Consider the following 25,169-nt stretch of genomic DNA (forward strand, 5'->3'; position numbering starts at 1 on the left):
GTTCGTGCGGATCTATCACACCAGCGACGTCCACGACCGGCGGCACATCGCCGAACCGATCCTGGCGTTGCGCGCCGCGCGGCCGGGGCTCTACGTCGACTGCGGCGACTCGCTCCGCGGCTCGCAGACCGTCTTCCATCGCCGCGAACCGATCGTCGGCGAACTCGATCGCGCGCACGTCGACGTCCAGGCGATGGGCAATCGGGAGTTCCACTACATCGCGGCGGCGGTGCGCGCGCGCGTCGCGCTGATGCGACACCCGCTGGTGTGCGCGAACCTGACGAGCGCGCGCGGCCGGGTGCCGTTCACCGCCGACCTGACGCTGGTGCGCGACGATGCCGAGGGCACGCCGTGGACGCTGCGTTTTTTCGGCCTTCTCGTCGTGCAGTATCCCGCGGGTTCGCCGTGGGAGCGCGTCTTCGATTGGCGCTTCGCCGATCCGATCGGCGTCGCGGAGCGCATCGCGAACGAGACTCCGGACGACGTCGTGCTGATCGCGCTCTCGCATCTCGGACTTCGTACGGACCGTCTGCTCGCGCGGCGCGTCCCCCGGCTCGATCTCATCCTCGGCGGCCACAGTCACGACACGCTCCCCGAACCGGAGTACGCCGGCGGCGTGCCGATCGTGCACGCGGGGCCCTACGGTGCGTTTGTGTCGCGCACCGAGCTTGCGAAGGACGCCGCCGGCCGCGCCCGTATCACGGACTTCGCGCTCGAGCCGCTGCGGTGAGCGCCGCGGTGCTTTTCGTGACCAACGGTCACGGCGAGGCGGCGATCGCGGCGCGGATCGCGCAGGACCTGCGCGCGCTCGCCGCCGTGCGCACCGATCACTTCGGGCTGGTCGGCGAGCGGCTCGGCGGCGGCGACTTTCCCGACGTCGGCCCGCAGCGCGCGATGCCGTCGGGCGGCCTCGTCGCGATGGGAAACGTCCGCGCGTTCGCGCGCGATCTCGGCGCCGGGTTCGCCGGGCTCTTCGCGCGCCAGCTCCGTTTCCTGCGCTCGGCGCGCGCGCGCTACGCCGTGGTCGTCGCGGTCGGCGACGCGTACGCCTGTGCGCTCGCGCGCACGGCCGGCGCGCCGCTGGCGTTCGTCGGCACCGCGAAGAGCGTCTACGTCGCACGCTACGGCCCGTTCGAACGGCGCATCATCGGCGGCGCGCGGCGGATCTTCGTGCGCGACGCGGCGACCGCGGCCGATCTGCGCGCGCACGGCGTCGCCGCGGAGGCGCCGGGCAACGTGATCGTCGACCTGCTCGCGAGCGACGAGCGCGTCGCGTGGAACGCGACGCCGCGGCTCGCGTTGCTTCCCGGCTCGCGCGAACGCGCGTACGGCGATGCCCTGCGCCTCGCCGGCGTCGTCGCTGCGCTGCGCGAGCGGATCGGCGAGCTCGACGCGGTCCTCTCGATCGCACCCAACCTCGACGCGGCGCGCTTCGCGCCGGCGCTCGAACGCGGAGGCCTGCGGCCGTGGACCGGACCGCTCGGCGCGATCTTCGCCGGCGCGACGCTCGCGATCGGACAGAGCGGGACCGCCAACGAGGCGGCAGCGGCGCAGGGGCTCCCGGTCGTCGCGCTCGAGCTCGACGACGCGCCGCGCGTCGCCTGGTACCGCAAACGCCAGGCCGGCCTCCTCGGGGACGCGCTGGCGATCGTCTCCGGCGACCCCGCCGCGGCCGCGGCCCGGATCGCCGACCTGCTCGCCGACGGCGAGCGGCGCGCGCGGATGGGGGCGGTCGGCCGCGAGCGGATGGGCGGACCGGGCGGCGCGCACGCGATCGCCGCCGCCGTTGCCGCCCTCGTCGCGGCGTGATGCGCCCCTCCGCGCTCGGCCTCGCGGTCCTCTGCGCGATCATCCCGCTCTACGGGACCTTCGCGGCGCTCGACCCGTCCCGGCCCCCCATTCCGCCGCTGATCCCGCACGCCGCGACCGCCGCGGCCGGGCTCCTCGCGCTGGCGGCGCTCGCCGCGGTCGTGCCGGCCGCCGCCCGGGCGGTCCGTCGCGACGCGCTGACCCTGGCGTTCCTCGCGCCCGGGCTCGCGACGCTCGTCTCGGCGGTGACGGGCTTCGATCCGCTCAGCGGGATCGGCCTGGGGGTGCTGGTCCTCGGGGTCGGCGGCGCCGGGCTCGCGCTGGCGCGCGAAGCCGACGCCGCGACCGTCCGCCTGTGCCTGCGCGTCCTGCTCTGGTCGGCGCTCGCCGCCGGCGCCCTGGCGCTCACGCTCTTCGTGCTGCACCGGCCGGCGGCGCTTTACGCGTACAACAACGGCCGCGCCGTCGGGACGTTCCTGAACCCGAACGAACTCGCCGCCTACGCCCTCGTTCTGCTGAGCGTCGCGGTCCCGCTCGCCGTCGCGAGCCGCGGGCGCGACCGGCTCGCCGTCGCCGCCGCGGCGGTCCTCGCGGTGACGCTCGGTGCGACCTTCTCGCGCTGGGGCGCGCTCAGCGCGGTGTGCGGCGTCGCTGCCTACGCGCTGCTCGCCCGTTCGCGGGCGCTGCTCGCGGCCGCCGCGGCCGTCGCCGTCGCCGGCCTGGCCGTGAACGCGTGGGCCGGCGCGACCCACCACAACCCGCGCGACACCGAGGCCCGCGCCGTCGCCTGGCGCGCCGGGATCACCACCTTCGAACGCTTCCCGCTGCTGGGCGTCGGCCCGCTGGCGTTCTCGCGGACCTACGACACCGTCCGGCCGCCCGAGGCGCCGGGCCCGCGCACCCCGGTCGCGTTCGACCCGCACTCGCTCCCGATCGCGTTTGCCGCCGACGGCGGGCTGCTCGCGCTGATCACCCTCTCGGCGTCGTTCGCGACCGTGATGCGGGCCGTCGCGGTCGCGGCGGCGACAGCCCGCCCTGCCGCGCGAATGCTCGCGCTCGGCCTCGCGGCGGGGCTCACCGCGCTGTTCGTCGACTGCACGATCAACACGATCTCGCTGTTCTTCGTGCTCGGTCTCCAGGTCGTGCCGCTCGCGCTCGCCGTAGTACGCACCGATGCCCGCTAAGCCGCTCTGCACGCTCCTGCTCCTCGCCGTCGCGGCGGGGTGTGCGCCGAAGGCGCCTGCGCCGGCGCCGGGCGGCGGCTCGCCCGCCCCGACCGCGACCGCGACCCCCGTGCCGGTGCACGTCGTCGGCGCCGGAAAACCCGGTCAGCCCGCGGTGCTGAGCGAGACGAAGGCGAATCGCAAGATCTACACCATCCGCGCGGTGCAGTTCGAGGGCGACGCACTCGGCACCAACGGCGTCGGGCGGCTCGATCACCCGCACATCACGTTCTACGACAAGACCGGATCGGTCACGGTCGCCGACGCGCCGAAGGCCACCGTGAAACAACGCGACAAGAGTATCGATATGACGGGCGGCGTGCACGCGCGAACCGCGGAAGGCGGCGTTTTGACCTGCGATTCCTTGCGCTACGATGCGGGAACGGAGCGTTTGCTCGGAACGGGGCACGTCGTCCTCACCTCGCCCGACGGCCTGCGGCTGAGCGGCGACCGGCTCGACGGCGACGTGCGGCTGCACGACGCGCGCGTGACCTCCGGGAGCGCGGCTTGACCGATCGCATCGTCCTGCGCGATCTCGTCAAGAAATACGGTCAGCGCACCGTCGTCAAAGAGGTCAGCGCCGTGGTGCAGCGCGGCGAAGTCGTCGGGCTGCTCGGCCCCAACGGCGCCGGCAAGACGACGACGTTCTACATGGTCGTCGGGCTGGTGAAGCCCGACGGCGGGACCGTCACGCTCGAGCGCCACGACGGCGACACGTTCGAGATCACGCGCTCGCCGATGCACGTGCGCGCGCGCGCCGGGATCGGTTATCTCGCGCAGGAGAACTCGATCTTCCGCAAGCTCTCCGTCGGCGACAACCTGCGCCTGATCTGGGAGATGAACGGCGTGCCGGCCGCCGAGCGCGAGCGGCGACTCCCCGAGTTGCTCGCCGAGTTCGGATTGCTCGACTTCGTCGACCAGCGCGGGGATTCGCTCTCCGGCGGCGAGCGCCGCCGCGTCGAGATCGCGCGCGCGATCGCGACCGAACCGGCGTTTTTGCTGCTCGACGAACCGTTCACCGGGATCGACCCGATCGCCGTCGCCGACATCCAGGCGATGATCCGCCAACTGCGCGAGCGCGGACTCGGCGTGCTGATCACCGACCACCAGGTGCGCGAGACGCTCGCAATCGTCGATCGTGCGTACATCCTCAACGACGGCCGGATCGAAGTGAGCGGTTCGGCGCAGGACGTCCTCGATTCGCCGGTGGCGCGCAAGTTTTATCTCGGCGAAGGGTTCCGCTTGTGATCGCCGCCGCGCCCGCTTCGAGCGCGCACGCGCGGCGCGCGCCGCTATGGCCGCCGACGATCATGGACCGCTACCTGATCGCCGAACTGCGCGGCCCGTTTCTGTTCGGGCTCTCGGCGTTCACGCTGATCTTCGTCGCCACGCAGATCCTCGCGATCGGCCGGCTGGTCTCCGAAGAACACGCGCCGCTGTGGGCGGCGGTCGAATACTTCCTGTGGGGGATGCCGCAGTATCTGCTGCTGGTGATCCCGATGGCGATGCTGCTCGGAACGCTGCTCGCGATGCAGCGGCTCTCCGGCGACAGCGAGGTCATCGCGTTCAAGGCCGGCGGCGTCTCGCTGGCGCGCATCGTCGCACCGCTGCTCATCGTCGGGCTGCTCATCTCGCTCTTCGCGCTGATCGTTCAGGAGCTGTTCGTCCCGTTCGCCAACGACAAGGCGGCGTACGTGCGGCAAGCGGTGATCGAGCACGTCTCGCCGGCACTCTCGAACCTCTCGGCGGTGACGCCGCTGCCGGGCGGCGGGAAGCAAGTTACGATCGCCGGCGCGTTCGACGTCGAACGGCAGGCGCTGCTCAACGTCACCGTGATCCGTTACGACGCGCAGCAGAAGCCGCGCGAGTTCATCGTCGCCGACCGCGCGACATACACGCAGCCGACGTGGCACTTCGAGAACGCGCGCACCTACGCGTTCTCGCAGGACGGGCAGACGCAGACCGGCACGTTCCCGGGCGGCTTGCAAGTCGACATCGGCGAGCGCCCGAACCAGATCGCGAAGCAGTCGCTGCAGATCTCCAACCCCGAAGATCTCTCGCGCGCTGAGATCAAGGAGCGCATCGACTCGGGGCAGCTCTCGCCGCAGCAGCGCAACCTCTTCACGGCGACGTACTCGGCGAAGCTCGCGCGGCCGTTCGCGGCGTTCGTGTTCACGCTTATCGCCGTCTCGTTCGGGCTGCGCCCGGTGCGCGGCGGCGGGACCGGACTTGGCTTCGGGATCGCGGTCGCCGTGGTCTTCGTCTACTACGTCATCTCGACCGTGTTTCTGTCGATCGGCGGCGCCGCCGTGTGGCTCGCCGGGATCGCCGCGTGGACGCCCAACCTGCTCTTCACGATCATCGGTGCGGTGCTGCTGCGCCGCGCGTCGCGGGCGTAGCGCGCGATGAGCTTCACCTGGATCCCCGGCGTCCTCTCGGTCATCGGGATCGCGATCGTCGCCGGCGGGATCGCCTACATCGGCGACCGCGTCGGACATCAGGTCGGCCGCAAGCGGCTGACGCTGTTCGGCCTGCGCCCGAAGTACACGTCGACGATCGTCGCGGTCGCGACCGGGATGCTGATCGCGCTGTGCGTCACGCTGATCGCGCTGCTCGCCTCGAGCCAGGTGCGCACCGCGTTCTTCCGCCTGGGCCAGCTCAACGCAGAGATCAACGCGCTCCAGGCGCAGGCGATCGCGCAGCAGCAGGAACTCAACACGACGCGCAACTCCAACATCGTCGTGCAGAAGGGCGCGCTCGTCGGACCCGGCGTTCTGCTCAACACGTCGCTCCCGGAAGCCGAGCAGTTGCGCGTCTTCTCGGCTTTTTTCGACGACACGGTCCGCATCGCGAACCAGAACGCGCCGCGGATGGGGCTGCTGCCGACCAAGAGCCGCTCGACCGACGCGCGGGTGCGGGCCGATCTGATCCGCGTGCTGCAGGACGCGCGCGAGCACTTCGCCTCCGTCGGCGACGGGAAGTCGACGCTGCTGTTCCTCCCGATCGCCTCGCAGAATCTCTTCCGCGGCGAGACGATGAGCTTCTCGTTCGGGTCGTGGCCCGACAAGCGGCTCTACGTCGGCGACGAGGAGATCGCGTCGATCGACGTCGAGGGCGGACGGCCGCTCTCGCAGCTCGATTACTCGCTCCTGCAGAGCCGCGCATATGCGGCGCTCGCGCAGCGCGGGATGCCCTACCCGTTCTTCGCGTTCCCCAGCGGCTTCGATCCGGCGAAACTCGACGCCGTCGCCGCTCAGGTAGCGCGGGTGAAGGGCCGCTTCCGGGTGATCGCGCGCTCGGTCGGCGACCTCTACCCCCACACGGCGCAGTTCACGATCGGCGTCACGCTCGCGCCGCGGTCCTGAACGATGACGATCCTCGGGCTCGATCCGGGCACCCGCAAGTGCGGCGTCGCGCTGGTCGACGCCGGCGTCGGACGTCCTCTGCTGCTCGAGATCGTCCCGATCGGTGAGCTGGAGCGGCGCCTGCGCGCGATCCTGGCGAGCCATCCGGCGGAGGTCGCCGCGATCGGCCGCGGGACGAACGCCGACGCCGTCGCGGAGGTCGTCCGGGGGCTGGGACTGCGCTCGGAACTCGTCGACGAGCGCGAGACGACGCTCCTCGCCCGGGCTCGATTCTTCGCCGACCATCCGCCGCGCGGATGGCGCCGGCTGGTCCCGCGCGGGATGCTGCTCCCGGATCGTCCGATCGACGATTACGCGGCGCTGCTGATCGCGCAGCGCTATCTCGACTCGGCGCGCTGAGGGGAGGAGTCGCCACGGTCGCTTCGGTATAGCGACGTTGGCATGCGTTCCGATTCGAGCGCGTTCTCGTCGTGCCCGCCGCGGTTCCACACCGGGACGGGTTCTTTTCGCCGGTTACGATCAGGGGGAACAGGGATACCCGATCGGCCGCCGGGGCGAGGCCGCAGCCGGATGGAGCAGCACGCCGCACCTTTCTCGGAGGAAACGATGAAGCGTCTCGCTACCCTCGTCCTCGCAGCGGGCTTCTCGGTGAGTTCGCTCTTGGCGTTGGGTCAGAGCGCCTCCGCCACGCCGTTTTCGGATGTACCTGCGAACCACTGGGCGTATCAAGCGATCCAGTCGCTCGCGGCCGACGGCCTGGTCGAGGGGTATCCCGACGGAAAATTCAAGGGCGACCGACCGCTGACGCGCTACGAAATGGCCGTGCTCGTCGCACGCGTCATCGCAAAGCTGCAAGCCAACGGCGCGGGGTATGCCTCCAAGGCCGATCTCGACAAGCTCCAAAAGCTGATCGACGCGCTCAAAGACGAGCTCGATTCGCTCGGCGTCCGCGTCACCAACCTCGAAGACGCGCTCGACGCCCTCGACAAGCGCACGAAGTTCGCGCAGTCGATCCAGCTCCACGGCACGATCGGCGACAACAACTCGAACCGGCAGCGCTATGTTATTCCGCAAACGATCACGCATGCCGGCATCGATCCATTCGTGGCCGTCTTCCTGACGTCGCCGTCGAACAACAGCGCGCTCGAGCAGACCGGGCCCGGCAACCTGATCCGGTTCGAAGATCGTCTGAATTTCATCTACACGATCAACGAGAACCTGACGGTTTCGCTGCCGATCCACATCATGAACTTCCAGTTCGGCGGCGAATTCACGCCCAACGCGAAGTACTCGATCCAGCCCGACGTGGTGGTGAAGATCGCCAAAGCCGGCGCGTTCACCAACATCTATCTGCGTGACGGCCAGCTCGACGATCTCAAGTCGTCGCGCGTCGGTCTGACGTACCGCGCTCCCGACGCGACCCAGCAGGGTCCCGGCTACGAGAACCCGGTCCAGCCGTACGAGAAGGGCTTCGAGATCGGCGGCGTCCTGAGCGGCCTCACCGAATTCCAGTTCTCGTGGACGCGCATGGATCAGTCGCTGATCAACACGCAGACCAACGTCGCCGATCCCAACGGCGAGTTCGCCCAAAACAATTATTTCTTCACCGTGACCCGTCCGCAGACGAGTTACTTCCAGCCCGGCGCGCCCGGCTCGCCGACCGGCGCGCTGCGCATCGACACGTTCACCGCGAACGGCGGGAACATCAGCTCGGTGTACCTCTCGCGCAAGGCGCAGATCGGCACCGTCTACATCTCGGCGGTCAACGGGACCCCGTGCTCCTCGGCCGCGCTGACGCCGGCCGGCGGTGCGTGTCCGATCGCCGCGAACGCGTGGTACTACATCGATCAGACCAACCAGGTCGTCTTCACGACCCCGCTCCCCGCGGGGACGGTCGTGCAGATCGCCTACGTCGGGCTGACGTACAACAACAACGACCAGTACCAGCGCTACCACGCCAACGCGCGCATCAACCAGAAGATCAAAGGCCTCCCGGGCGCTGAAGTCGGCGTCTCGGTCAGCCGCATCTTCGACTTCGCCGACCTCTCGAACTCGCAAGGGTTCAACTTCTACCAGTCGGCTCCCAACGGCAACGCCGCGGGGAACGGTCTGGGCGTGGTGAGCGACACGGTGTTCGGTCTCGACGCGCAGCTGCCGCTGTGGTTCATCACGCTGGGCGGCGACAAGACGCAGCACCCGGTGCTGTTCGCGGAGGGCGCGTACAGCAAATACACGCCGGACTTCTACAACACGCCTGCGGTCACCGACAGCGCCGGCGTGGTCGGCCTGCGCCTGAAGCTCTATCAAGCGACGGCGACGCTGCAGTACCAGGCCGTCGGCCCGAACTTCCTCGACGGCGGTCCGCTGCGTTACTTCGGCAACTCGCCCTCGACGTTCCAGTTCTGGCGCGGGAACTTCTTCCCGCAGTTCTTCGGGTTCGCGAACAACCTGGCGATCAACACCACATTCGACCGCGCCGTCGGAACGACAACGCGCACGAATGCGGGGCTCACGTACATCTACCCGGTGTTCAACCCGTTCGTCGCCAGCGGCCCTCAGTATTTCAGCGCGTTCGCGCCGAACTCTCAGGGCTTCACGCTCAACGCGACCGTCCCGCTGAAGGTCGGCGATCTGCCGTTCAGCGTGAACGTGCTCGGCCAGCATCTCTCCGAACTGACGCCCAACGGATTCGGCCAGCTGGCCTACGGTCCGGGCTTCGCCTCGGGGCAGAAGCTCACGCTGGATAAGTTCAACGGCGGCGTGACCTTCGGCGTCCCGGTGTTCGGAACGAAGGCCTCGGTCAACCTGAGCGCCGAGACCGAACTGCTCTCGCGCAACGACAAGACCGCATATGCCTACGTGCCGTTCAACCCGAACGCGGGCGGACCGGACGCGGCGGCCGGCGCGGCGGCGACGACGTACTACGCGAGCGGTGCGACTCCGGTGCTGTTCTACCCGAACTACATCAACGAACGCCACACGACGTACAACGCCGGTGCCTCGTTGCCGCTCACGAAGGACCTCGTCCTCGCGGGCGCCTACTCGACGCAGACGTACCACGGTTCCTATGGGACGACGTTCGGTCAGAACATCGCGCAGCGCAAGGACCAGTACCAGGCGACGCTGACGTACAACATCCCCAAGACGACGAGCTCGGTCTCGGCGCTGTTCCGCAACCAGAAGTACACGGACAACGTCCTGCCGACGTACAACTTCAACCAAAATCGCGAAGATCTCAACTTCACGATCCGGTTCTGACGGCGGCGCCGCTGCGGCGGCCCGCACGTGAAGCAGAAGAGCCCGGGACCGCGAGGTCCTGGGCTCTCGTCGTTGTAGGGAGCGACGTGCCGCGTTTCGTCTTGGCGCTGGTCGGCGTCGCGACCGTCATCGTGCTGGGCGCTATCCAGTTCGCGTCGAGCGCTGCCTGGGGCGACCTCGCCGCGGCGCCGTCGCTCCCGGCCGCGCTCCACGCCGCGTCGCCGCGCCTGCTGCGCCGCTTCGCCGGCGACGCGCGCGCGCGCGCCGCGGCGGCGATCTACGCCGGCGATCTGGACGACGCCGCGGCGCTCGTCGCCGCGCTGCCGCCGGGCGCCGCGACCGACGATCTGCGCGGCGAGCTCGCGCAGGCGCGGGGGGACGCCGGCGGAGCGATCGCGGCGTACGTGCGCGCCGGCGACGCCGTGCGCGCCCAGACGCTGATCGACGCGCTTGCGCAGCGCGATCCCGAGGCGGCGTATAGCGCGCAGCGCGCGCTGGTGGAAGGGCTTGCCGGCGACGCCGGCGCCGCCGAGGTGACGGGGCAGGCGTGGTGGCGGCTGGGTGAACTGCAGGCCCTGCTCGGCTACCGCGACGCCGCGCGGCGCGCGTCGCTGTGGCGCGACGCGCAGGCGTCGTACGAACGCGCGCTGGCGTCGGCACCGAACGAAGAGACGTATCTGCTCGCAGCGGGCTATCAGGCACTCGCGAACGGCGACCGCGGCGCAGCGCAGCGGTGGTACCGCCGCGCCGCCGACGTCGTCCCCGACAGCGCCGACGCGTACGCCGGCCTCGCATGGACGGCCGCCGCGCGCGGGGAGTGCGCCGCCGCGCGCGATGCGCTCGCCCGCGCGCGCGCGCTCGCGCACGCGCCGGGGCGCGATCCCGTCGACGACCCGAACGTCGGCGCGGCGTTGCGCCGCTGCACGACGTGATCGTCGGACTCGACACCCAGCTCGCCGTCGGAACCGCGACCGGAATCGGCACCTACCAGCGCGATCTCGCACGGGCGCTGCGCGCGGAAGGCGTGGAGATCCGCGCGCTGCACGCGCCCCGGATCGACCCGTGGCGGTTCGACCGGCGCGTCATGTGGGATCAAGTCCTGCTCCCGCTCGCCGCCGCGCGCAGCGGCGCAACGCTGCTCCACGCGACGGCCGGCACGATGCCGCTCGTGCGCACGATGCCGGCGCTCGTCACCGTGCACGACCTCGCCTGGTTCCGCGTGCAGTCGCATACGCGCGCGTACGCGCGCGCCTACTTCGGGACGCTGCAGCGGCGCGCATACCGCGGCGCGTGCGCCGTCGTCTGCGACTCGAACTTCAGCGCGAGCGAATACCGCGAGCTCGTCGACGGCGATGCGCGCGTCGACGTCGTCTATCCCGGCGTCGACGAGCGCTTCGCGCGCATCGTGCGCGACCCCGACCGCGACGCACCCTTCGCGCTCGTCGTCGGGACCGTCGAAGCGCGCAAGAACCTGCTGGTCCTGGTCGAAGCGCTCGCCGCGGTGCCGGACCTGCGCATCGTCTCGGTCGGACCGCAGACGCGGTACGCGGAGCGCGTCCGCGCACGTGCCGCGGAACTCGGCGTGACGGATCGACTCGTGCTGCGCGGCTACGTCGACCGCGCCGAACTCGACGAGCTCTACGCCCGCGCCGCGTGCGCGCTCGTCCCGTCAGTCTACGAGGGCTTCGGATACGCGCTCGCGGAGGCGCTCTGCGCCGGGCTCCCGGCGCTCGCCGCGAACACCTCGTCGCTCATCGAAGTCGCGGGAGCGTCGGTGCCGCTGCTGCCGCCGGCCGACCCCGCCGCGTGGGCCGCCGAGATCCGCGCCGTGCTCGCCGCTGCCGAAGCGCGCGAGCGCGACGCGGCGCAAATGCGCGCCGCGCACCGCACCCGTTTCAGCTGGACGACCGCCGCGCGCGCGATGCGGGCGATCTACGCCCGCACCGCCTGAGCGCTCAGCGCGCGGGTCAGTAGATCAGCGAGCCGGGGGCTCCGGGTGCCGGCGAGCCGTCGTCGGGTGCGAAGATCAAGCGCAGCGGATACGACGATCCGCCTTCGGGCATCGTGACGATGCGGATTCGGCGGTAGGTGCCGGGATTGATCCGCTCCTGCCAGAGTTTGAACTTCGAGAACGCGGGCAGCGCGTGCGCCTGCACGACGGTCCCGTCGATCAGAAACGTCCCCGTCGCCCGTCCGCCGCGCGGATTCGCGTAGAGCGCGACCGCGTGCGGTCCGCGCGTCATGTTGACGATGACGACGTTCATCGTCTGCTGCACGCCGTAATCGCCGCTCAGCGCTTCGCCGCTGCGCAAGTTCGGGAGCGGCAATTGACCGATCGGGATCTCGAGATCGTCGCCCGCGACGTCGTAGGTGCGGTCGAAGTAGAACGTCGGCACGGGATACGTGCCGCGGGCGTGCGGTGCGCCGCCGACGAGCAGCTGCGTCGTATCGAACGAGAGATCCGACGGCGACTTCGCGTCCTGCGCGACGAGCGCGAGATCGAGCGGGTCGCCGCTGACCAGCCGCAGCTGCATCACCGCGCTCACGATCGTGCCGGGCGGGAGCGGATGGTTCACGAGGTTCACCGTCTCGCCGGGCGCCAGCGTCCGCACGACGCCCTCGTTCCGCGCCTGCCGCACCAGAAAGCGTTTGGTCGAGAGATGGCCGATCTCCATCTCGTTGCCGCCGGGCCCGGCGGCGCCGTCGATCATCTGCACCGTCGCGGGCGCGTTGCCGCCGTTGCGCGCCTTGAGCAGGATCCGCCGCGCGGGTTCGGTCGACGGGTTGAAATGGTAGTAGAGAAAGCGCTGTGCCTGCGTGCGGTCGAGCGTCGCGTTGAAGAGCACGCCGTTCGCGCTCAGGCGTTCGGGATAGTCGCTCACCATCAGGCGCGCCGGTTCGATCGGCGGCAGCGCGACGTTCTCGAGCACCACGTGCGTCGAGCCGTTGACGGTGAAGTACCCGTCACCGGCGATCGTCACCGGCACGTCGATCTCGGTGCGGTCGTCTACTCCCAAGTCGCGTTTGACCGGGACGAGCTCGGGCGTCACCGCGACCGACGCGCCCGGGCGCAGGGTGGCGGCGCCTTCGACGGCGGCGGCGATCGCATCGCGCAGATAGAGCACCGACGCCGGGTTGCCGGTCACGCGGACCGTCGTCGTGTCGGCCGCACTCCCGGCCGCGTACGCGACGCGCACCGGAACGTCGCGCGAGACGCCGCGGCTGTCGGTAACGGTGACCGTGGTCGTCCCCAGCTTCATACCGGTGACGAAGAGGACGCGCTGCGCCTGATCGACTTGCGCCGTCGCGATCGTTCCGTCGGCGACGGTGACGCTGAGCGTCCCGAGCACGCCGTTGATGCGCGCGGTCGCCGTCTTGTTCGGCTCGACGCCGACCTGCGGCGGATCGACGATGATCGGCGGCGGGGTCGGCGTGGCGATCGGCGCGGGCGTTGCCTGCGCCGGCACGGGAGAGGCGGTCTCCTCGGGTCCGGCGGGGACGGGCCACGGCGTGGCCGCGCCGCTCGCGCGCGGAGCGGGTGCCGTCGTCGCCGGGGGCGTCGGAGTCGGGATCGCGCCCGGCGGATTCACCGGCCCCGACGGAGCCGGGACCGGCGGATTCACTTGCGCGGCCGCGGCGAACGCGAGCGCACACACGAACGCAAGGCTAGTAAACGGCGCGATGACGCGTCGCAAGCGACTCCTTTGGCGAGGGGACGGGGTTACGCGATCTTCTTCGCGCCGTCAGCGTCCCGCGAGACGGCCGACGCGAGGAGCGTCTTGTACCCGACGTTCGGGAACAGAACGGTGACCAAGTCTTTCTCGGCGCGCTCGACCGTGCCTTGCCCGAATTTCGCGTGGTACACCACATCGGCGATGCGGTAGCCCGACGAGCTCTGCACGCGATGCCCTTGCAGGCAGTTGTCGCATTGCCCGCAGGTCTCCAGATCGAAGTCCTCGCCGAAGTAGTTCAGGATGAAGCGGCGGCGGCAGCCGGTCGTCTCGGCGTACTGCAGCATCATCGCGAGCTTCGACTGGTCGTACTTCTTCTTCGTTTCGTAGTTCGCGAGGTTGAGCACCATCTCGCGCTGTTCGCGCGCGGCGTCGGTCATCACGTATTTCGAGCGCATCCCGTTCTCGATGAACCCCGCCTTCTTGAGCAGGGCCAGCACCACTTTGAGCTTCGTCAACGGGAGTTGGGTGATCTTGCGCAGGTCGGTGAGGCTGACGCCGCCCTCCTGCTCGCCGAAGATCTCGAGCGTGCCGAAGACCTTCTGCACTTCCTCGATATCGGGATACTTGCCGGTGAGGAAGTAGTTCTGCACGCGCGTATCGCTCATGCGATAGATGAGCACGCACTTCGAGAGATCGCCGTCGCGTCCGGCGCGTCCGGCCTCCTGCGTGTAAGCTTCGACCGAACCCGGCAGATCGTAGTGCACGACGAACCGGATGTTCGGCTTGTCGATCCCCAACCCGAACGCGTTCGTCGCGACGACCGCGCGGATCGCTTCCTGCATGAAGAGTTCGTGCACCGCGGTGCGATCGTGCTTCTGCAGTTTCGAGTGATAGACCGCGGCCGGCAGGCCGAGCTCGTCGTGCAGGTATTTCTGCACTTCGAGCGCGTTCTTGATCGTCGCCGTGTAGACGATCCCGGTGCCGTCGAGCTCGCCCTTGAGGAAGAGATCCTTGAGCATCTTCAGCTTGCCGGCTTCGTTCTCCGCGCGCCGCACCACGTAGCGCAGGTTGGGGCGGTCGAACCCTTTGACGATCGGCTTGACGGCCGGGATGCCGAGCTGGATCAGGATGTCTTCGCGCACCGCCGGTGTCGCGGTCGCGGTCAGCGCCAGCACCGTCGGATCGCCGAGCTGCGTGATCACCTTGCCGAGGTTGAGGTACGCCGGGCGGAAATCGTGACCCCACTGCGAGATGCAGTGCGCTTCGTCGACGACGAAGAGTTGAATCTGCAGCGTGCGCAGGATCGCGACGAACGCGTCGTCCTCGAGTTTCTCCGGCGTCACGAACACGATCTTCATCGCGCCCGACGCGATCCGCGCGATCGATGCGATCTCCTGATCTTCGGAAAGCGTCGAGTTGAGCGCGACGGTCGACGTCACGCCTCGTTCGGCCAGCATGTCGAGCTGGTCTTTCATCAACGCGATCAGCGGCGAGACGACGATCGTCGTACCGTCGAGCAGCAGTGCGGGGAGCTGGTAACACAGCGATTTGCCGGCGCCCGTCGCCAGGATCGCAAGCGTGTCTTCGCCGTCCATGACGCGCGAGATCACTTCTTCCTGTCCCGGGTTGAAGTGCTCGTAACCGAACTTCTCGCGCAACGCAGCGCGCAGGTCGATCATCCCCGTCTCCCTCGTGCCGGTTCGCCAAAAACCGACGACACGAACGTCGCGCTGTAGACACAGCGGACGCGCGGCCTGAAAAAGCCGCACCCTCCGCGTACCCGTCGCGGCACCTCCTAAAACGCTCCGGCGGGAGCGTTTGGTTGCTGCCGCCGGCCCTCCGAATCGGACGGGACCCGTCCAGAACGTCCCGAATCGGCAGGGGGTGTCGCTGTACCGGACTTGGCGGCCGCGGACGTTCGCCGACCTGGTCGGGCAGGACGCCGTGGTCAAGACCCTCACCACCGCGCTCGAGACCGGCCGCCTCGCCCACGCCTACCTCTTCTCGGGCCCGCGCGGCTCGGGGAAGACCTCGGCCGCGAAGATCCTTGCGCGCTGCATCGAGTGCGTGAACGGGCCGACGGCGCACCCGGACAACACGTGCGAGAACTGCCGCGCGATCCTCGACGGCACCGCGCTTGACGTGCTCGAGATCGACGCGGCGTCGAACCGCGGGATCGACGAGATCCGCGCGCTGCGCGACGCGGTGAAGTTCGCGCCGTCGACGATGCGCAGCAAAGTCTACATCATCGACGAAGCGCACATGCTCACCAAAGAAGGCGCAAACGCGTTTCTCAAAACGCTGGAGGAGCCGCCGGAGTGGGCGGTCTTCGTGCTTGCGACGACGGCGCCCGAAGCGCTGCCGCCGACGATCCTCTCGCGCTGTCAGCGCTATGCGTTCCGGCGCATCGCGATCCCGACGATGATCGCGCGGATGCGCGAGATCGCGGATGCCGAGGGGATCGCGATCGCCGACGCCGCGCTGGGAGCGATCGCATACCGCGCCGACGGCGGCTTGCGCGACGCGCTGACGATGCTCGAGCAGGTCGCGGCGTTCGCCGGAGGCCCCGTCGACGCGGAGGTGGTCGACGCCGCGTTCGGGCAGACCGGCCGCGAGTTCGCGCGGGCCCTGCGCGACGCCGCGCTCGACGGCGACGCCGCGGCGGCGCTGCGGATCGTCGACGACGCCTCCGACGGCGGCGCCGACATGGCCGGACTGATCCGCAGCACGATCGCCGAGTTCCGCCACCTGCTGGTCGCGCGGGTCAACCCCGAACTGCTCGCCCGCGATCTGGCCGAGGACGATGCTGCGGCTGCCCGCAGCCGCGCCGCCGCCACGCCGCAGGCCCGCCTGGTTCGCGCGTTGCGCCTGCTCGGAGAGGCGCTCGCCGCCGCCCGCTCGTCGGGCAACGCGCGGCTCGAGATCGAAAGCGCGCTTCTGCGCTTCATTCTCCAGGGCGAAGACCCGACGCTCGACGCACTCGCCGCCCGCGTCGCTGCCCTCGAATCCGGCGCGCCCGGCCTGCCGCACTCGGCCGCCGAGCGCGCCCCCGCCCCGCCGCCGCGGGCGGAGCCGGCCCCCGTGCGCACGACCGTCGCCAATCCGCCGTCCCCACCCGCGGCCGCCGCGGTGCCGCAGCCGCCCGCCGCGGTGCCGCACCCGCCCGCGCCCGAGCAGGCCGTGCCGCAACCGGCGGTCCCGGCGATGGACCTCTCCCTGCAGAAGCTGCGCACGCTCTGGCAGAGCATCCGCACGCGCGCCGAGGGCGAGAAGAGCAGTCTGCGCGCCGGGCTCTCGCGGGCTGCCGTCGCCGCGCTCGACGGCGACACCCTCACCCTCAACGCGCCCGACGCGATCGCCGCCGACATGCTCAAGCGCGACCTCCCCACGGTGAAGAAGGCGATCGCGGACGTCACCGGCCGCGCGCTCGAGGTGCGGGTCGCGCTGAACCAGGCGTCGCCGCCGTCCGCCACCGGCGATTCCGGCGGCGACGACGAAGCCGAGCACGACGACTTGATGCGCTACGCGCTCGAGAAACTTCCCTAAACGCCCCGATGTTCGCGAGGACGGAACGAACCCGATGAATCAGGCCCAGATGATGCAGCAGATGCGCAAAATGCAGCAAGAGATGGCGCGCATCCAAGAAGAGCTCGCGAACACGGTGGTGGAGGGCAGCGCATCGGGCGGCCTGGTCACCGTCGGGATCACCGGCGAGTTCCAGGTGAAGAAGGTGACGATCAAGCCGGACGCCGTCGACCCCGACGACGTCGAGACGCTCGAAGACCTGCTCGTCGTCGCGCTCAACGACGCGCTGGGCAAAGTGCAGGCGCTCAGCTCGCAGAAGATGGGCGCGCTCACCGGCGGCCTCAAGATCCCCGGGATGTGACGCCATCGCCACAACGATCGCGGGCCCCGTTCAAGCGCTGATCAACGAGTTCAGCAAACTTCCGACGATCGGCCCGAAAACCGCGGCGCGGCTGGTGTTTCACCTGCTCAACCGGCCGCGTGCCGACGCCGACGCGCTCGCCGACGCGATCGTCGCGCTCAAGGCGCGCGTGCGTTTGTGTTCGCGCTGCTTCTCGATCACCGAAGACGATCCGTGCGAGATCTGCGCCGACCCGCGCCGCGACGGCACGCTGATCTGCGTCGTCGCCGAAGCGAAGGACGTCTTCGCGATCGAACGCACGTCGGCGTTCAACGGCCGCTATCACGTGCTCGGCGGGCTGATCTCGCCGATGGACGGGATCGGCCCGTCGCAACTGCGCGTGCGCGAGCTCGTCGACCGCGTCGCGGCGGAGCGGCCCGCGGAGATCGTCGTCGCGACGAACCCGAACGCCGAGGGCGAGGCGACGGCGCTGTACCTCTCGCGTCTGCTGGCGCCCAGCGGCGTCAACGTCACCCGGCTCGCCTACGGCCTGCCGATCGGCGGCGACCTCGACTACGCCGACGAGAACACGCTGGCGCGCGCGATCGAAGGCCGCCGCACGCTCTGATCGCTCAGCCCAGCGTGACGGCGTCGCCGGCCCGCACGGTTCCGGGCGTCACGACCTCGCAGTAGACGCCGACGACGTTGCCGCGCTGCTGCGCGACCTCACGCAGCACGCGCGCATCGCTTTCTCCGGTGACGACGTCGTAGTTCGGGGTGACGCAGCGGTCGATCGTGTCGACGACGCGTAGCGCGACGGCGCCGCATTGCAGTGCCGCGCCGACGAGCTGCGGTTCGCGCAGCGCGAACGACGGCGCCGCGGTGACGAAGAGGTTCGGACGCCAGCGCAGCGGATCGAGCGCGTCGCCGACCAGCGCCTCGACGTCGCGCACCCACAGATCGAACAGCACCGAGACGGGCCGCGCGTCGAACCAGCGCGGCTGCGTGCGGTCGAGCGCGATCCCGACGCGTGCGCCGGCGGCCTCGGCGATCGCCGTCTGCGGGTCGGCGGTGAGATGCAGCCGGGGCGACTCCTTGCCGCGAAACGGCTTGCCGGCGCGGGTATGATCGGGCGTCTGCACGACGAGCGCCGCCGTGCGATCGCCCTCGAGGCCGTCGGCGAGGATCGCCGCTGCGGCGAGCGGTTCGGCGCGAAGCGCTTTGACGGGATAACGCCAGATGGCGGCGAGCGTGCCGGCCTGCATGCGTCCGGGGATTCGCGTCGCGGCCGCGCGAACGCTTTCGCGGCGTGCAGAGCGGCGAGCTACGCCCGTTGGGTGCCGGGGAGATTCTGGATTGCGCGGTGACGCTGTTCGTCAGCCGCTTCGTCCCCATGGTCGCGGTGCTCGCGGTTGCGATCGCACCGCTCATGATCCTCAGTGCCGTCCTCGCCCCGGGTCAGGGTCGCGTCTTTACCGACATCGGCGCGCTGTTCGGCGCGGGCCCCGGCACCTCGGCTGCGCGCACCGCCGCGCAGGCGCTCCAACGCGACTCGGCCTCGGGCGGATCGCTCGCGTTCGTCCTGCTGGCGTCGTTCGCGACGCGGCTGCTGATGTGGACGGCGGCGGCGGCGTACGCCGCCGCCGCGTATGCCGGCCGCACGATGACGCTGCAGGAAGCGTACGCCGTCGGCCTTCGGCGCTGGTTCGCGCAATTGCTCGTCGGCCTGGCGTTCGCGATCATCGGCGGGACCATGTTCGTCCCGCTCTTCATCGCGTACATTTTGGCGTTCGTCGTCGTCGGTGCGCTCATCGCGCTGAAACTGATCGTCGCCGCCGCGATTCTCGGCGTGATCGCGGCGATCGTCGTGCTCGGGGTCGTGGTGATCGCCGGTGCGTTCGTCTTCATGGCGTACCAGCTCGCGACGGTCGCCGTCGCCACCAATGAGCCCAACCCGGTTACCGCGATCTCGACCTCCCTGCGCAGCGTGTTCGCGCGCGCGACGTTGTGGCGCACCGTCGTCGGCGGGCTGGTCGCGCTCGCCGTCACCGAAGGCGGTACGATCCCGCTGGTCGCCGTCGGCGGCCTGCTGACCGCGCTCACCCACATCGGCGCGCTGTACTACGTGGTGCTCGGCCTCGGCCAGGTGCTGCTCGACGGGCTCGTCATCGCCTTCGTGATCGTCTACGCCGTCGACGTGCGCGTCCGCCGCGAAGGGATCGATCTGCTCTCGCTCACGCAGTCGCCGGCGGTATGATCGCGCAGCGCACGCGATGATTCCGCCCTGGCCGCACGGCGATCCGCGCACGCTCGCGCGCGAGATCGTCGCCGGTGCGCGCTACCGCACGGCGCAGCAGGGTCCGGCGCCGAAATCGTGGATCGAGCTCGCCTTCGACGCGCTGCGCGCGTGGTGGAACAACCTGACCGATCCGCTGAATCACATGCTGGGGAACCCGGCGGTGAGCGGCCTGATCGGGATCGTCGTCCTGGTCGCCGCGGTCGCGTTTCTCATCGCGGTCGTCGCGTACTTCGCGCGCCCGGCGGTGGCGCGGCTGCGCGCGCGCGCGACGCAGGGCGACGTCTCGCAGGCGCTGGCGGCCGAAGGCGATGCGCGGGCCCTGCGCGTGCAGGCGCGCGCGGCGGCGGCGGCGGGACGCTGCCGCGACGCGGCGGCGCTCCTCTGGGCCTCCGCGCTGCGCGCGCTCGACGAACGCGGCGCCGTCCGCTACGATGCGGCGCGTACGCCCGGTGAGTGGCGGCGGGTCGTCTCCCGCCCGGCATTCGATGCGTTCGCGCGCGACGCGGTCGTCGCGCTCTTCGGCGATCGCGGCGCCGACGCGGCGCTCGTCGAGCGCATGGACGCGTCGTACGACCAGGTGATCGCGTGAAGCCCGATCTCGCCGTGGCGGTTGCGGCGATCGCCGCCGTCATCGCGATCTCGCTGCTCACCGCGCGCGGTCCTCAGCCGCCGGCGTACGCGACGCACGCGAGCGACGACTATGCGTTCGGCGGCTATCGCGCCTGGTACGATCTGCTCGCGCGCGAAGGGTTGAAGCCACAGCGCTTTCACGCGCATCACGACGCCCTGCCGGAGAGCGGGATCGACACGCTGATCGTCGCGTTCCCCGACGACGGCGCGCCCGTTTTTTGGAACGCCGCCGAACGGGCGGCGCTGCGCGCGTGGATTCGCGGCGGCGGCCGCTTGATCGACGTCGGCATCACGCCGCCGACGCGGCGCAACGACGCGAACGACGAACCGATCGCCGGCGTGCCGGTGAACGGCACGTCGGCCCTGCGCGGTCCGTGGAGCGCCGCGGTCGTTTCGCTCGTGTCGCGCGATCCGTTCCGGATCGTCGCACGCAAGCACCACCGGATCGAGACCCTGCTTGCCGACCGTGCCGGTCTCTTGGCGGTGCGCTACCGCGAAGGACGCGGCGACGTGGTGAGCGTGACCGCGCGCGCCGCGTTCGAGAACCGCCGGCTCGCCGCGGGCGACGCCGCGCGGCTGGCCTACCTGGTCGCGCAGCCGCGTCATCCCGGCGGGATCGTCGCGTTCGACGAGGCGGTGCGCGGCGCCGTCGACGAGCGCGCCTGGTATCGCGCGCTCACTGCGCCGCAGCTCCTCGCGCTGGGGATCGCCGCCCTCGCGGGCGTCTTCTGGCTGCTGTACGGATTCTTTCCGCTGGGTCCGCCGGTGCGCGCACGCGCGCCGCGCGAACCGACCTCGGCGGAATTCGTCGATGCGGTCGCCGCGCTGTACGGGCGCGCACGGGCGCGCGAGCACGCGCGCGACGCGCTCGTCGGCGATGCGCGGCGCAACCTCGACCGTGCCCCGCGCACGGCGGAAAGCCGCGCGCTCGGCGAACGCGTCGCCCGGGCCGCGCGCTCCGCCGTCCCCGACGACGCGACGCTCGTCGCCGTCGCCGCTCTCGCCCGCACCACCCGTGAGGAGACCATCCGTGCAGGACGCAACGCCTCAGACGACTCCGGCCGAACGTTTGCGCGAGGGGCTCTCGCGCGTCGTCGTCGGCGGTGAACGCGCAAGCTTCGCACTGCTCGCCGCGCTGCTGGCCGGCGGCCACGCGCTGATCGAAGGCGTCCCCGGAACGGCGAAAACGCTGACCGTCCGCGTCCTCGCGCGGCTGCTCGGCATCGACTACGCGCGCATCCAGTTCACCCCCGACTTGATGCCGTCGGACGTCGTCGGCACGACCGTCTTCGATCAGCGCAGCGCGACGTTCTCGCTGCGCCGCGGCCCGGTGTTCACTAATGTCCTGCTCGCCGACGAGATCAACCGGACGCCGCCGAAGACGCAAGCCGCGCTCCTCGAGGCGATGGAGGAGCGTCGGGTGACGATCGACGGCACCACCCACGAGCTTCCCGCGCCGTTCATCGTCTGCGCGACGCAGAACCCGGTCGAGTTCGAGGGGACGTATCCGCTCCCCGAAGCGCAGCTCGACCGCTTTCTGGTGCGCGTGCGCACGGGGTATCCCGCGCCCGCCGAGGAGCGCGCGCTGATCGCGCGCGCGGCGAACGGGTTCGACGCGCACGACCTTGCGGGCGCCGGCGTCGTCGCCGTCGTCTCGCGCGACGAACTCCTCGCCGCGCAGCGCGCGGCGCGCTCGACCCACGTCGCCGAGTCGTTGCAGGGCTATCTCTACGATATCGTCGCCGCGACGCGCGCCGCCGCCGACGTCGCGCTCGGCGCGAGCCCGCGCGCTGCGCTCGCGCTGCTCGCCGCAACGCAGGCCGCGGCGCTAATCGACGGACGGACGTTCGCGACCCCCGACGACGTGAAGGACGTCGCGGCGATCGTCCTCGCGCATCGCATCATCGTCCGCCCCGAGGCGGAGCTGGACGGAACCAGCGCCGACGACGTCATCGCGCGCGTCCTCGCCGCGGTCCCCGCGCCCGAGAAGTAGCGTGCTTTGGATCGCGCCGCGGGGCGTCGCGGCGCTGCTCGCGGCGGCGCACCTCGCGTTCGTGCTCGCGCTTCGCGAGCCGTGGCCGCTCGCCGGCGCGATCGCGCTCGCCGCGTTCGGCGCCCTCGCGTTCGTCGACGCGCTGCGTCTGCGCGGGCAGCTGACGATCGAGCGCGATCCGCCGCCGCGCCTCGCGCTCGGGCGGCGCGACGCGTTTGCGTATCAGGTGGTCAACCGCGGCGACGCGGCGCTTGCGATCGCGCTGGTGGAGGCGCCGGCGCCGCGCCTGGCGATCGATCTCGCCGAAGCGCGCGCGATCGTCGCGCCGCGCTCGCGCACGGCGCTGCGGGTCGGCGTCGTGGCGCGCGAACGCGGCCGCACGGCGCTGCGTTCGTTCCACGTGCGTCTCCGCACGACGCTCGGCATCGTCGAACGGCGCCGCGCGTTCGCCGCGCCGGCGAACCTGCGCGTGATGCCCGACCTCTCCGCGCTCGACCGCAGCGGCGACCTGGTCGCGCGCACGAAGCTGCTGGAAACCGGTCTGCGCCGGCTGCGGCGCCGCGGCCAGGGCGGCGAGTTCGCGAGCCTGCGCGAGTACGGTCCCGACGACAGCTTTCGCGCGATCGATTGGAAGGCGTCGGCGCGGCGCGGCAAGGCGATGGTCGCGACGCACGACGTCGAGCGCGCGCAGCAGATCGTCGTCGCGATCGACGCCGGCCGGCTCATGTCGCCGCGGCTGGGCGACCGCTGCAAGCTCGACTACGCCGTCTCGGCCGCGCTCGCGATCGCGGCGATCGCGCGGCTCGCGGCCGACCGTGTCGGCGTGTACGCCTTCGCCGCGCGGCCGATCGCGCGCGTCCTCCCCGCGAGCGGCGCGGCGCACGCGGCGCAGCTCACCGATGTGCTCTCCGACCTCGAGCCGCAGTTCGAAGAATCCGATTACGAGCGCGCGTTTCTCGATCTCCGCCGCTCGCTGCGCCGGCGCAGCCTCGTCGTGCTGTTCACCGATCTGTTCGATCCGGCGGCATCGCAAGCCGTGCTCGCCGCGGCGCAGCTCCTGCAGCCGCGTCATCTCGTGCTCGTCGTGCTGATGAACGACGCGGCGATCGCCGCCGCGCTGCGCGCGCGGCCGCGCGACGCCGACGACGCCTACCGCGCGGCGGTGGCGGCGACGCTCGCCGACGAGCGCGCGCACGCGATCGCGACGCTACGCGATCGCGGCATGCTGGTCGTCGACGTCCCCGCCGCCGAGCTCACCGTCGCGCTGCTCGACGCGTACGTCGGCGTCAAGACCCGCGGCCTGCTCTGAGCGCCGCCGCCCGCCGGCGTACAGGTAGACGAACAGCGCGATCGCCGTCGCCGCGCCGATCGCGCCGCGCAGCGGGATCGACAGCCGCTGCGGCGAGATGAACCCTTCGATCGTCCCCGCCACGCACAGCAGCATCGCGACGCCGATGACGAGCGTCGCGGCGCGGCGCGCGGCGTTGACGAGCGCTTCACCGCGCCGCAGGCGGCCCGGTCGCAGGTAGCCCGCCGCCAGCAGCAGCCCGGCGCCGCCGGCGATCTGGATCGCGGTCAGCTCGATCACGCCGTGCGGTGCGATCGTCGCCCAGAAATCCGGGCCGAAGCCGGCCTTCTGATACAGCGCGCCGAGCACGCCGACCATCAATCCGTTGGTGAGGATGATCCAGCCGGTGAGGATCCCCGCGGTGATGCCGCCCGCGAACGCGATCGCCGCGACGCGCACGTTGTTGGTGATGATCTCCGAGGCGACCGCGGGCGAGAACGCGCGGTCGAACCCGAAGTTGCTGTCGTGCAGCGCCTTGGTCACCGGCGGCAGTTCCATCCCCGGCAGCAGCGCGTGCGCGTTCGCCGGATCGCTCCACACCGAACCGAACGCGACCAGCGCCGAGACGATCGTCAGCGCGACGCAGAAGCCGATCGGGCGCCACGAGCGATGCACTTCGGCGGGGAAACCGCGCACGACGAACTCGCGGATTCGTCCCCACCCCGAACGCGCGGTGGCGACGTAGACGACGGCGTGGGCGCGCGCGGTGAGCAGGTTGAGATGGTCGAGGATCGCCGGGTCTTCGCCGCGCGTGCGCGCGATCGCAAGATCGCTGGTCGCGGCGCGATAGGTCAGCGCCAGCTCGTCGAGCTCCTGCGGCGAGAGCGCGCGCACGCCGCGCCCTGACGCCTTTGCGACCAGCGCCGCTAGCCGATCCCACGTCGCGCGCCGTGCCGCAACGAATCGCCGCTCCCGCATCGGCCATGGTTTCGCCCCGGGTAGAACGCGTTCCGTCCGCCAATACCGGCGCATGCTGCGCACTGTGGACGTCCGCACGGGCGAAGCCGTCGCCATCCGGTACGAACTCGCCGGCCTGGGAAGCCGGTTTCTGGCCGTCATGGTCGACGGGCTCGCGCAGATCCTCATCCTGACCGCGCTCGCGCTGCTGTTCGGGTTTCTCTCCTCCGGAATCGCGCGCGTGCTGCCGCGCTCGCCGTATCTCGAAGCGTGGCTGATCGCCGCCGGCGTCTTCGGCCTCTTCGCGCTGTTCATCGGGTGGTTCATCATCTTCGAGATCTGGTGGTCGGGGCGGACGCCGGGGAAGCGCGCGCTGGGCCTGCGCGTCGTGCGCGACGGCGGCTTCCCGATCGATCCCGGCGCGGCGGTGATCCGCAACCTCGTCAGGCTGATCGAATTGGGCCTAGGGTTCTACGCAATCTCCGCGGTCAGCGCGCTGCTTTCGAAGGAGAACAAACGGCTGGGCGACTTCGCCGCGGGGACGATCGTGGTGCGCGATCGCGGTGAAACGGCCGCCGATCTCGATGCCTATCTCGCGCGTCCCGTGCGCAGCGACACCGGCCTCGCCGACGCCGACCGCGTGCTCGTCGAACGCTTCCTGGCGCGCCGCGCGTCGCTCGAGCCGCACGCGCGCATGCGCCTGGCGACGCAGATCGCGGACCGCGTCCGCCCGACGCTCGCCGCCTCGTACGCGAACCTCGACGACGAGTCGCTGCTCGAGTTTCTCGCGTCGCGCTAGCCTCGTCAC

General features: G+C 70.8%; 24 protein-coding genes. 20 read left to right on the top strand and 4 right to left on the bottom strand.

Going from position 1 to position 25,169, the window contains the following annotated elements:
- Nucleotides 1–4 precede the first annotated feature (4 nt).
- From WPS_RS00080 to WPS_RS00130, 11 genes are all read left to right on the top strand, one after another.
- Nucleotides 5–730: a metallophosphoesterase gene (locus WPS_RS00080; protein WP_317995832.1), complete on the top strand. Its 726-nt coding sequence runs from the start codon at nt 5–7 to the stop codon at nt 728–730.
- Nucleotides 727–1,809 (top strand): hypothetical protein, encoded by a 1,083-nt coding sequence (locus WPS_RS00085; RefSeq protein WP_317995833.1) that lies wholly within the window; start codon nt 727–729, stop codon nt 1,807–1,809. Before WPS_RS00080 ends, WPS_RS00085 begins: the two co-directional genes overlap by 4 nt.
- On the top strand, nt 1,809–2,993 hold the full coding sequence (locus tag WPS_RS00090) for an O-antigen ligase family protein (protein ID WP_317995834.1): 1,185 nt from the start codon (nt 1,809–1,811) through the stop codon (nt 2,991–2,993). Before WPS_RS00085 ends, WPS_RS00090 begins: the two co-directional genes overlap by 1 nt.
- Entirely contained in the window at nt 2,983–3,543 is a 561-nt protein-coding gene (lptC, locus tag WPS_RS00095) for an LPS export ABC transporter periplasmic protein LptC (RefSeq protein WP_317995835.1), read from the top strand. The genes WPS_RS00090 and lptC overlap by 11 nt, the downstream gene beginning before the upstream one ends.
- The gene (lptB, locus tag WPS_RS00100) at nt 3,540–4,280 is read left to right on the top strand and encodes an LPS export ABC transporter ATP-binding protein (protein WP_317995836.1); all 741 of its coding nucleotides are present in this window, start codon (nt 3,540–3,542) and stop codon (nt 4,278–4,280) included. The genes lptC and lptB overlap by 4 nt, the downstream gene beginning before the upstream one ends.
- The gene (locus WPS_RS00105; RefSeq protein ID WP_317995837.1) at nt 4,277–5,431 is read left to right on the top strand and encodes an LptF/LptG family permease; all 1,155 of its coding nucleotides are present in this window, start codon (nt 4,277–4,279) and stop codon (nt 5,429–5,431) included. Before lptB ends, WPS_RS00105 begins: the two co-directional genes overlap by 4 nt.
- 6 nt (nt 5,432–5,437) lie before the next feature.
- Nucleotides 5,438–6,397 carry a DUF3084 domain-containing protein gene (locus tag WPS_RS00110; RefSeq protein ID WP_317995838.1) on the top strand — a complete coding sequence of 320 codons (960 nt, stop codon included), beginning with the start codon at nt 5,438–5,440 and terminating at the stop codon, nt 6,395–6,397.
- A gap of 3 nt (nt 6,398–6,400) precedes the next feature.
- The gene (locus tag WPS_RS00115) at nt 6,401–6,796 is read left to right on the top strand and encodes a RuvC family protein (RefSeq protein ID WP_317995839.1); all 396 of its coding nucleotides are present in this window, start codon (nt 6,401–6,403) and stop codon (nt 6,794–6,796) included.
- 207 nt (nt 6,797–7,003) lie between these two features.
- On the top strand, nt 7,004–9,655 hold the full coding sequence (locus WPS_RS00120; protein WP_317995840.1) for an S-layer homology domain-containing protein: 2,652 nt from the start codon (nt 7,004–7,006) through the stop codon (nt 9,653–9,655).
- Between the two features lie 86 nt (nt 9,656–9,741).
- Nucleotides 9,742–10,587 (top strand): tetratricopeptide repeat protein, encoded by an 846-nt coding sequence (locus tag WPS_RS00125; protein ID WP_317995841.1) that lies wholly within the window; start codon nt 9,742–9,744, stop codon nt 10,585–10,587.
- The gene (locus tag WPS_RS00130) at nt 10,584–11,606 is read left to right on the top strand and encodes a glycosyltransferase (RefSeq protein WP_317995842.1); all 1,023 of its coding nucleotides are present in this window, start codon (nt 10,584–10,586) and stop codon (nt 11,604–11,606) included. Before WPS_RS00125 ends, WPS_RS00130 begins: the two co-directional genes overlap by 4 nt.
- A gap of 16 nt (nt 11,607–11,622) precedes the next feature.
- Here WPS_RS00130 and WPS_RS00135 read toward each other — a convergent pair whose 3' ends face one another.
- Both WPS_RS00135 and WPS_RS00140 read right to left on the bottom strand, forming a co-directional pair.
- Nucleotides 11,623–13,350 (bottom strand): pilus assembly protein N-terminal domain-containing protein, encoded by a 1,728-nt coding sequence (locus WPS_RS00135; protein WP_317995843.1) that lies wholly within the window; start codon nt 13,348–13,350, stop codon nt 11,623–11,625.
- A 26-nt stretch (nt 13,351–13,376) separates the two neighbouring features.
- Nucleotides 13,377–15,008 (bottom strand): RecQ family ATP-dependent DNA helicase, encoded by a 1,632-nt coding sequence (locus WPS_RS00140; protein WP_317995844.1) that lies wholly within the window; start codon nt 15,006–15,008, stop codon nt 13,377–13,379.
- A 205-nt stretch (nt 15,009–15,213) separates the two neighbouring features.
- Between WPS_RS00140 and dnaX the strand changes: the two genes are divergently transcribed.
- Genes dnaX through recR form a run of 3 tightly spaced genes read left to right on the top strand, consistent with a single transcriptional unit; the run spans nt 15,214 to nt 17,822 of the window.
- Nucleotides 15,214–16,875: a DNA polymerase III subunit gamma/tau gene (dnaX, locus tag WPS_RS00145; RefSeq protein WP_317995845.1), complete on the top strand. Its 1,662-nt coding sequence runs from the start codon at nt 15,214–15,216 to the stop codon at nt 16,873–16,875.
- A gap of 34 nt (nt 16,876–16,909) precedes the next feature.
- The gene (locus tag WPS_RS00150; protein ID WP_317995846.1) at nt 16,910–17,215 is read left to right on the top strand and encodes a YbaB/EbfC family nucleoid-associated protein; all 306 of its coding nucleotides are present in this window, start codon (nt 16,910–16,912) and stop codon (nt 17,213–17,215) included.
- Nucleotides 17,216–17,231: 16 nt separating this feature from the next.
- Entirely contained in the window at nt 17,232–17,822 is a 591-nt protein-coding gene (gene recR / locus WPS_RS00155) for a recombination mediator RecR (RefSeq protein ID WP_317997578.1), read from the top strand.
- Between the two features lie 4 nt (nt 17,823–17,826).
- Here the strand turns inward: recR and WPS_RS00160 are convergent, their stop codons facing one another.
- Nucleotides 17,827–18,459 (bottom strand): MOSC domain-containing protein, encoded by a 633-nt coding sequence (locus WPS_RS00160; RefSeq protein ID WP_317995847.1) that lies wholly within the window; start codon nt 18,457–18,459, stop codon nt 17,827–17,829.
- Between the two features lie 98 nt (nt 18,460–18,557).
- Here WPS_RS00160 and WPS_RS00165 point away from each other — a divergent pair, with 98 nt between their 5' ends.
- Genes WPS_RS00165 through WPS_RS00185 form a run of 5 tightly spaced genes read left to right on the top strand, consistent with a single transcriptional unit; the run spans nt 18,558 to nt 23,425 of the window.
- Nucleotides 18,558–19,451, top strand: coding sequence for a hypothetical protein (locus WPS_RS00165; RefSeq protein WP_317995848.1), 894 nt, complete (start codon nt 18,558–18,560; stop codon nt 19,449–19,451).
- A gap of 16 nt (nt 19,452–19,467) precedes the next feature.
- Nucleotides 19,468–20,082: a DUF1700 domain-containing protein gene (locus WPS_RS00170; protein WP_317995849.1), complete on the top strand. Its 615-nt coding sequence runs from the start codon at nt 19,468–19,470 to the stop codon at nt 20,080–20,082.
- Nucleotides 20,079–21,230, top strand: a complete 1,152-nt coding sequence (locus WPS_RS00175) for a DUF4350 domain-containing protein (protein ID WP_317995850.1) — start codon at nt 20,079–20,081, stop codon at nt 21,228–21,230. The genes WPS_RS00170 and WPS_RS00175 overlap by 4 nt, the downstream gene beginning before the upstream one ends.
- Nucleotides 21,154–22,116 carry an AAA family ATPase gene (locus tag WPS_RS00180; protein ID WP_317995851.1) on the top strand — a complete coding sequence of 321 codons (963 nt, stop codon included), beginning with the start codon at nt 21,154–21,156 and terminating at the stop codon, nt 22,114–22,116. Before WPS_RS00175 ends, WPS_RS00180 begins: the two co-directional genes overlap by 77 nt.
- A gap of 1 nt (nt 22,117) precedes the next feature.
- Nucleotides 22,118–23,425, top strand: a complete 1,308-nt coding sequence (locus WPS_RS00185; RefSeq protein WP_317995852.1) for a DUF58 domain-containing protein — start codon at nt 22,118–22,120, stop codon at nt 23,423–23,425.
- On the opposite strand, the gene WPS_RS00190 is transcribed toward WPS_RS00185, so the two are convergent.
- Nucleotides 23,324–24,382 (bottom strand): stage II sporulation protein M, encoded by a 1,059-nt coding sequence (locus tag WPS_RS00190; protein ID WP_317995853.1) that lies wholly within the window; start codon nt 24,380–24,382, stop codon nt 23,324–23,326. The genes WPS_RS00185 and WPS_RS00190 overlap by 102 nt on opposite strands.
- A gap of 52 nt (nt 24,383–24,434) precedes the next feature.
- Between WPS_RS00190 and WPS_RS00195 the strand changes: the two genes are divergently transcribed.
- Nucleotides 24,435–25,160: an RDD family protein gene (locus tag WPS_RS00195; RefSeq protein ID WP_317995854.1), complete on the top strand. Its 726-nt coding sequence runs from the start codon at nt 24,435–24,437 to the stop codon at nt 25,158–25,160.
- Nucleotides 25,161–25,169 lie beyond the last annotated feature (9 nt).

Source organism: Vulcanimicrobium alpinum (assembly GCF_027923555.1).
GTDB lineage: Bacteria > Vulcanimicrobiota > Vulcanimicrobiia > Vulcanimicrobiales > Vulcanimicrobiaceae > Vulcanimicrobium > Vulcanimicrobium alpinum.